Origin of the sequence: Chthoniobacter sp., assembly GCF_040003245.1 — a bacterium.
Classification (GTDB): domain Bacteria; phylum Verrucomicrobiota; class Verrucomicrobiia; order Chthoniobacterales; family Chthoniobacteraceae; genus Chthoniobacter.
This window is the reverse complement of the sequence record NZ_JBDUCX010000330.1, coordinates 1-6,054: the sequence shown is the minus strand read 5'-3', so window position 1 is coordinate 6,054 and position 6,054 is coordinate 1. Positions and strand designations below refer to the sequence as shown.

Sequence of the window (6,054 nt, the reverse complement as noted above, 5' to 3'; positions counted from 1 at the left end):
CCTCAGTCCACCTCGGCGGTTTTGCTGGGGCATGGCCTGCTCACTCCCCTGCCCGGCGAGATCCACGCCGGCCTCGCGCCGGAGAGTTTCGCGCTGCGACCAAGCCAGCAAGGCGGCCTCTGCATCCTGAAAAGCAAACCACTGCTGGCGCACCTCGGCGGAATCCTTCAGTAGCGCGCTGAGGCGCTCATGTTCCTCCGGCGTGATGGTGCCGTCCGTCTTGGCGGTGAACAGCCGGTGCAACTCGTGAGGGTTCGATTCGGAATTCATGTTCGTGCCTCCTGCGCCAGGCGGCGCTTCATGCAATCAGCCAACAGGCGGCGCAGCGTGTTGAGCTTGTTATAAAGGGTCTGCGGGGCGCGGCCCAGACGTTCGGCCAGCGTCGCGACCTCGGTATTGTTGAGGTAAAACTCGCGCACCAATTCCCGATCGGCAGTTTGCAGTTCCTCGACGCAGTGGTCCATCGCCGCCAGCCTGGCCTCGCGATGGTCGAGGTCGTGCACGCGTTCCTCAGCCAGGCGTTGCATCAGTTCATCGTCGAAATGCAGCCGGGACCGCGCCGCGACGCGCTGGAAATTTTTGGCCTCGTAAAAGGCGAAGCTGCTGGCCCAGGAGAAGAAGTCCTTGCTCGCGTCGTATTCCCCGAACTTCCGCCAGATCGTCATGCTGGCCCGCTGCAGCACGTCTTCCGCATCGGCGTTATTGCCCAGCATGACCCGCAAAAAGCCGAGCAGGCGCCCATGCGCTGCGTTTAACAGTGTGATGAACTGCTCTGACGAGGGGGAGGGCTCGGTTTGATCGGACATCTACTGGGTATTGTATGAGACCGGCGGCACTTACCGAAGATTTTCGTCGACCGAGAAAAATCAGGCGAACTGGGAGGCGGAAGATGGTGTTTAAGGTTTTCGGGCGAACGGTGTTGTTCAGGTGCTATAACCCCACTCTGGGACATGCGCCGTCGTATCGTTGTTTCACTGCTGTTTTCGCTGACCGCTGGCCGCCTGGCCTACGGGACGGATGCGGCTGCGTTGTGGTCGGCGAAGGTGCAGCCAATTTTCGATGTGAATTGTGTGAAGTGCCACGGGCCTCTCGATCAGAAGAGCGGGCTGGAGCTCGACACGCCGCAGGCGGTGCTCAAGGGCAGCGAGGATGGCGCAGTGGTCGTCCCCGGCAAGCCAGAGGACAGCGCGCTTTTTCAAAACCTCGCGACCAAGGCGGACCCGCATATGCCGCCGAAAAAGCAGCTCACGGATGCGGAGCGGGAGGCGGTGCGTGAATGGATCGCGGCGCTGACTGCGGCGCAGGCGGACGCGACGATCAAACCGCACCCGGCACGGCATTTTGAATCGATCACGCAGGCGGTGGATACGCTCACTACCGAAGGCTGGACGGAACGCGGCGTGGAGCCGGCGCCAGCGGTGGATGACCGCACCTGGTGCAGACGGGTGTACCTCGATCTCGCCGGGCGCATTCCCACCGCCAACGAAACGGAAGATTTTCTGAAGGCTCCGTTGGAGACGCGCCGCGCGGCGCTGGTGGATCGGCTGCTGAAATCGGAGGAATACGTGGTGCGGATGCGAGAGCTGTGGGATGTCTTCCTCATGGGCCGGGGCAAGCGGGAGAACAATGAAGGCCGTCGGAAGCAGAGTGGGTGGTGGACGTTTCTCGAGGACGCATTTCGGAAGAATCGGCCGTGGAATCAGACGGTGCATGCCATACTGGTGGCACGAGCGGACAAGCCGGAGAACAAGGGTTCGCCTTGGTTCCTCTACGAGCGGAAGAACGATTTCCAGCGGATCGCGGAAGCGGTGGCGCCGGTCGTATACGGCACGAAGATCGACTGCGCACAATGCCACAATCATCCGCTGGCCCGGGAGATCAAGCAGGAGCATTACTGGGGCCTGGTGTCGGCATTCAACCGCGGCAAGAACGCGGAGGGCGGCACGGCGGTGGGCGAATCGGCGATCGGCGGCTTCATCAATTTCACCAACCTGAAAAAGGAATCGCAGCCGGCGGTGGTCACGCTGTTGACCGGAAAGATGATCGCGGAGACGTGGCCAGCCGGGGACCAGAAAGAGCAGGATAGCGATGACAAATACGTGGACCCCGCGGCGAAACCGCGGGTTCCGAAGTATTCGCGCCGGGAGGCTTTCGCCGATGCGGCGACGACGGATAATCCGCTGCTCGCCCGCGCGTTTGTGAATCGCCTGTGGGCGACTTTCACCGGCCGGGGCATCGTCTTTCCGACCGATGAAATGAATGGGCGCAACGTGCCAAGTCACCCGGAACTGCTCGACTGGCTGGCCCAAAATTTTATTGCAAAGAATTACGACGTCCGTGGCGAAGTGCGCGGGATCGTGCTGAGCAAGGTGTATGCGCTGGGGGCTTCGAAGGCCGCGCCGGAAGCTTTCGCGGGAGCGCTCGAACGACCACTCACTGCGGAGCAGATCGCCCGCTCCTGGCGGATCGCCGCGGGGCTGCCGCCGGCGGACGACACGCTGCGCAAGGCGGTGATCGCGGCCATGCCCGATGTGCTGCCCAAGGATTACAACGCGACCTTCCAGCAGGCGCAGTTTCTCTCGAATTCGCCGGCGCTGGCGGCCCTTTCGCAACCGGCGGACGGCAACACGGCCGCGCGTGTCGCCGCGCTGCCGGAAACGAGCGCCCGCGCGCGGGAAGCCTTCCTCGCGGTCTACGGGCGCCTGCCCGATTCCGAGGAGGCCGCCCAGGCGGAGGCTTTTCTCAATGGCCGCGCGGACAAACCCGCGGATGCCGTGCGCGATTTGCTGTGGGCGTTGATGACCAGCGCCGAGTTTTTGACGACGCCGTGATGATGAGAGCCGATCCTTCCGCACCGCTTCCCGGCCAGTGTCGCACCGACGAGCACACCATTCATCGGCGGCTCTTCCTCAAGGGCCTGACCGGTACCGCGCTGGCCAGCGCGACCAGCTTCGCGGGGTTGTTTCACAATCCCCTTTTCGCAGAGGAAACGAAGAAGGCGCAGAAGCACTGCATCCTGCTGTGGCTGTGCGGGGCGCCGAGCCAGTTCGAGACTTGGGATCCGAAGCCGGGTCGTCCGACCGGCGGCCCTTTCGGGAGCATCTCCACGAAGATCCCCGGCACCCATTTCTCCTCGCTCATGCCGAACTGCGCGAGCATCGCGGACAGGTTGAACATCGTCCGCAGCATGAAGACGTCGCAGCCGGAGCACTTGCAGGCGATCAACCTGCTGCAGCGCGGCAACCCGGATCGCGCCGGCTTCACGCGACCGACGCTCGGCAGCGCGTTCTCGGCGGCGGTCGGGCAACTGGATTCGCCCATCCCGAACTTCATCTTTCTCGATCCCATTCCCGGGGGCAACGAGTTCGAAGGTTTCAAAGCGGGCAACTGGGCCGGCTGGCTCGGCGCGGAACATGCCCCGGTGCGGCTCGGCGGGGAGTATTCGCAACTGCTCAAGGCGGCGGCGGAAACGATCCCGCAAAACGATTTGGAATCGCGGGAGACGCTGCGCCGTTTCCTCACGGCGAAATACGAGCGCGACCGGCAGAGCACGGTGGCGCGCAGCCAGAATGCGGCCTTCGAGCGCATGAAGGGACTGGCCGCCAGCGCGGATCTTTTCGATGTCAACAAGCTGCCGGCGAAGGATCGCGAACGCTACGGAGCGGGCAGCTTCGCCCAGCACGCGCTCATGTCCCGGCATCTCGTGGAGCACGGCGCGCCCTTCGTGATGGTGGCCAACGGCATGAACTGGGACAACCACGTCTTCCAGCACGAGATCCACCAGATGCTCGTGCCGGAGCTGGACCGCGTCCTGTTCCATCTCATCAACGATCTCGAAGAACGCGGCCTGCTGGATTCCACGCTGGTCATCGCCATGGGTGAATTTGGCCGCACGCCGTGGCTGAATCCCGCGCGCGGCCGCGATCACTACCCGAATGCCTGGAGCATGATGATGACCGGTTGCGGCTTGAAGCGCGGCGTGGTCAGTGGCGCGACGGACGCGGATGGTGTGGACGTGATCGAGAAGCCCTACAACGAGCAAAACCTCTTCGCCACGATCTTCACTGCGCTCGGGATCAATCCCTACGCCGAATACGATCTCCCCGGCCTGCCCACTTTCCATCGCGTGGAAAACAAGGCCGAGCCCATCCGCGACCTGCTCGCGTGAACGCATGAAACTGACGCTCGCTCACGATTACAAACTGGCCACCGGCGCCTTGGGCCTGGCCATTACGTCGGATGGCAGCCGGGCGTTCGCGACCTGCATCGATGGTACGCTCCACACGGTCGATCTAGCCTCCGGCGCGGCTACGGCGTTCGATGGCACGCACGCCTCCTACGCCAGCGGCTGTGTGCTGCTGCCGGATGGACGGACGGTGATTTCGGGCGGCTACGATGGCATGCTGCTCTGGCACGATGTGGAGCCGAGCGGAGCGAGACAGACTGCCGAAGGCAGCCCGCAGGGCGAGGCCGGCGGCCCGAGTCAAACCCGGCAGGGCGGACGGCGTGTGCAGGCACATCGCTTCTGGAACTGGCAGCTCGCGCTTTCGCCGGACGGTACCCGTCTCGCGACCGTGACCGGCCAGTATGTGCCCGGTGGCTGGAAATACGAGCCGGCACCGGAGTCCGAGCCGTCGGTCAAAATTTTCGACACGGCCAGTGGGAACCTCGTCGCGAGCTTCAGCCACACCCCACCGGTGATGAGCTGCGCGTTCACGCCGGATGGCCAGCACCTCGCGGCCGCGAATATCATGGGCGAAGTGCGCGTGTGGAATCTGCGCGCCGGCGGCGACGGCAAGCCCGTGGCGCAATTCACGTCGCCGGATTTCACGTCGTGGGGCACGATCAAGACGCATCACTATTGCGGCGGTGTCTACGGCCTCGCGTTTTCTCCCGATGGCGCCACGCTGCTCTGCTGCGGCATGGGGCCGATGTCAGACCCCATGGCCGGCAATGGCAAGATGACGTGGCAGCGGTGGAACTGGCAGAAGGGCGAGCGCATCGACCAGATCAAGGATGGCCAGCACGGCTTCGGTCTCATGGAATCCGTGGTCTGGCATCCCAGCGGCACGCATTTCGTGATGGCCGGACGGCAGGCCCAGGGCACCTGGAATATCGCCCTGTTCTCCGCCGCCGATGGCAGCCTGGTCCATTCCGTCGATACCAAGAAACGCATCACCCACGCCCAGTTCACCGCGGATGGCCAGTCGCTGATCGTTTCCGGTGCGACCGGCCAGGGGCCGCGGAAGAATGGCGGATGGGAACCGTGGGGGCGGGTGCAGGTCTACAAGGTCGAGGCCTGAACCGCCGCTAAGAAACTCCCCGTGTTTCGGTCATCTCTTGGAGACATGTCCGAGCCCTCCAACTTCTTCCCCGACCGCGCCCGCCGCTGCCGGGGGCCGATCTCGCGCCGCAGCTTCCTCGAAGCCGGCGCGCTGAGCCTGCTCGGGCTGGGCATGAGCGATATTCTCCGCGCGGAGACCATCGCCAAGGCCGCCGGTCACAAGCTTCGCGAAAAGTCGGTCATCTTCATCTGGCTGCCGGGCGGCATGTCGCATCTCGAAAGCTACGACATGAAGCCGGACGCGCCGCTCGAGTACCGCGGCACGTTGCGCCCGATCAAGACGAACGTCCCCGGCATCGAAGTGAGCGAACTCTTTCCGCAACATGCGAAGATCGCGGACAAGTTCACGCTCATCCGTTCGATCTGCCACGAGTTCGCCGATCATGGCGGCGGCCACAAGCGCTTCCTCACCGGTCGCCTGCCAGCCACGCCGACCGGCTTTGTGAACGATGCACCGTCAGTGGCCTCCATTATCGGGAAGCGACTCAGCCGCCCCGAACAGGCGATGCCGGCGTGTGTGGCGGGCGTGGATAATGGCCGGTCCGGCATCGACACCTTTTCGCTCGGCTCAGCATGGCTCGGACCGAGCACTTCGCCGTTCATGGTCGTGGGCGACCCGAGCGCACCGGATTTCAAAGTGCAGAACATCGGCCTCACGCCCGATATGCAAACACGGCTCGACGACCGCGTGCATTTACTCGAGGGGATGG

Annotated in this window: 5 protein-coding genes and 1 pseudogene; 4 read left to right on the top strand and 2 right to left on the bottom strand. The window is 63.9% G+C overall.

Annotated features, from left to right (window positions below; all coding sequences use genetic code 11):
* Positions 1 to 270 (bottom strand): annotated as a pseudogene (locus ABJF10_RS28590) (hypothetical protein); the annotation flags it as partial.
* On the bottom strand, positions 267 to 806 hold the full coding sequence (locus tag ABJF10_RS28585) for a sigma-70 family RNA polymerase sigma factor (RefSeq protein WP_348548015.1): 540 nt from the start codon (positions 804 to 806) through the stop codon (positions 267 to 269). The pseudogene ABJF10_RS28590 and the gene ABJF10_RS28585, both read right to left, overlap by 4 nt.
* Positions 807 to 950: 144 nt before the next feature.
* On the opposite strand from ABJF10_RS28585, the gene ABJF10_RS28580 reads away from it, so the two are divergent.
* The 4 genes from ABJF10_RS28580 to ABJF10_RS28565 all read left to right on the top strand — a co-directional run.
* Complete coding sequence (locus ABJF10_RS28580; RefSeq protein ID WP_348548014.1) at positions 951 to 2,831, top strand: DUF1549 domain-containing protein; 1,881 nt, start codon at positions 951 to 953, stop codon at positions 2,829 to 2,831.
* Between the two features lie 2 nt (positions 2,832 to 2,833).
* Complete coding sequence (locus tag ABJF10_RS28575; protein ID WP_348548013.1) at positions 2,834 to 4,168, top strand: DUF1501 domain-containing protein; 1,335 nt, start codon at positions 2,834 to 2,836, stop codon at positions 4,166 to 4,168.
* Between the two features lie 4 nt (positions 4,169 to 4,172).
* Positions 4,173 to 5,303, top strand: coding sequence for a hypothetical protein (locus ABJF10_RS28570; protein ID WP_348548012.1), 1,131 nt, complete (start codon positions 4,173 to 4,175; stop codon positions 5,301 to 5,303).
* 45 nt (positions 5,304 to 5,348) lie between these two features.
* A partial coding sequence (locus ABJF10_RS28565) for a DUF1501 domain-containing protein (protein WP_348548011.1) occupies positions 5,349 to 6,054 on the top strand: 706 nt, incomplete at its 3' end.